Genomic DNA, 2,160 nt, shown 5'->3' on the forward strand with positions numbered 1-2,160 from the left:
GCCTTGTGACGTGGGCATTACATGAGTTTTCGTCAATATACCAAGAGGACGCTCCGATTTGTGGCTGAGGTGCGTACAGTTGTGCGCTCCCCGCCAAAATACGAAGCGTCCATTTTCATACATCTCAAAAATATAAATACCAAAAGCAAAAGGCGTAATCAGTGGGGGAAGTAATTTTATATTCAATAATTGTAAGTTAATTTGGTTTTAGCGTTCTGGGTATCCCCAGTAGTTAATCGACAAACTCGCTTTGTTAGCGAGCCTGTAAAAATCTTTGATTTTTGAATGAACCTAAAAATATTCGATAAATATAATTAATTTTTTACCTGCTTATTTTAATTTTGGGAAGAATTGAAATTTTGTTACCCCCATCTTATTAAGGGGGGCATTGATCATCATTTTTCCAATCCCCACCACCAAAACTGCGGTATAGGATATTTTTTGATCGTTTTTCTTGATTATGTCAAATAACCTATAAGCCATACTAGCAAAAAAAAATGCACCCTAACAAGGGCGCACTTAGCCATTGATACCAATGGGTGCTATTTAATTTTTATTTCATCGAGTGAATAAAAATTATCTTTTACTAAAATCTCATGATTTCCGGAAAGGTGAATTAAAACTGCTTCAACAAGTCCATTTTTCAAAACACCGTCAGGAAAAATTTTTTTAATGTCGTCAGATAATATTACATCAAAAGAAATTTGCTTGCCTAATAGCTCTAAAGGCTTAGTATCCACGTTAGTCATAGTGATCTCCTTGTGATCATTGTGACGAGGTAATTGTTTGGAGGTCGTAGCCCAAGCAATTACCGCTAGTCATTAAGGTTTGGATTAAAAACATATCGGCGATACTGAGGCACATAAGTAAACCTAAAACGTGGCTTATCTTCATCTGCCTCTAACTGCTCCTTATCGCTATCAGGTGCAATCATTTCTTGATTTGTTATATCTTCACTCAAAATATCCTTTAAAACGCCCCCTGTGCTTAAAAAACGCATCCTGTGGGTTTGTTTAGTCACTTCGCATAACCATTCGCCCTGATCGTCATAAGCAAGCATATCAGACGGTTTAACGCTATATTTGAATGTTTCTAAAATCGCACTATGCAATGTTCCTGTATTTTGCTCATGTGTTTTTTTCTTATTTGGTTTAACGGCTTTAACATGCACCTGCGGTGTGTAGGTCAGGCGCATTGCCTTAGACCACATTTCGATCCAATCCGCTTGTTTTATATAATCACGATTGAAGTACGTTGATTTAACCAGCAACATCGCATGAAAATGCGGATGTACTTCCATTTGTTCATTTTTCTTTTTAGGGCGAGTTATTTCAGTTGTACGAATAGATCCATCAACAACATTCTCAAAACGATTCGATTCAATTAACCTTTTCCATCCCTTATTCATCAAATTGAGCGTTGATTTTAAATCTTTCACATGCGGATTTTTTACAGTCAAAGTTAAAAATACCCATCGATGAGCAGGATACTCTTGTATTACACGATCTATATTTTTATACATCATAGCTCGCATTTTTAACGATCTCCGCCATTGGCATACAGGGCAGTGACGCACACGACAAAACCAAACTTCCTTTAAAACTAGCTTTCCATCAGATACAGCAAACTTCAAATATCCCGAGCAGCCATTGATACGGTCAGCATACTTTGTAAACTCAATATTTCGATTATAGAGAACTGCTACATCTTCAGCATTAGAACGGTGCTGATCCCAAGAGAGATCATTTGGTGAAATTTCAGATAAAAAATTGATTTCATCATCGAAATCATGGCATGATTGGCTCATTAAAAGCTCGTTAAAGAATGGATGTCAGATACCCAAACTTTACGGGCTTTTTTTATATGTGTCAATTTCTCAATTTTTTGAATAAAAAATAAGCTGAAAGCATTGGTACGTAAGGGTTTAAAGCAATAAAAAAACACCAAAAAAAAATCGAAGTTATCCCTAAAGTATCAAGAGAAGGAAAAACGGCACGAAATTCAGGTTAAAAACACGATCAGAAAATCAAAAAAACGGTAAAAAAACCGAATATTCGGCTATAAGTCCACCATTAAAGTATGTGGACTTAAATAAAAAGTACAAAATTTTTGTCCCCACTTTACCCAATAGTATCAAGTAAAAATAAAAACCCTCTGAAA

General features: G+C 35.8%; 2 protein-coding genes. Both read right to left on the minus strand.

Going from position 1 to position 2,160, the window contains the following annotated elements:
- Positions 1-542: 542 nt before the first annotated feature.
- A complete protein-coding gene (locus I2F17_RS12430; protein WP_211140155.1) occupies positions 543-749 on the minus strand; it encodes a hypothetical protein in 207 nt (68 codons plus the stop codon).
- A gap of 65 nt (positions 750-814) precedes the next feature.
- A complete protein-coding gene (locus I2F17_RS12435) occupies positions 815-1,807 on the minus strand; it encodes a protein rep (protein WP_211140156.1) in 993 nt (330 codons plus the stop codon).
- Positions 1,808-2,160: the final 353 nt, after the last annotated feature.

It is taken from the genome of Acinetobacter baretiae (genome assembly GCF_015627105.1).
Lineage (GTDB): Bacteria > Pseudomonadota > Gammaproteobacteria > Pseudomonadales > Moraxellaceae > Acinetobacter > Acinetobacter baretiae.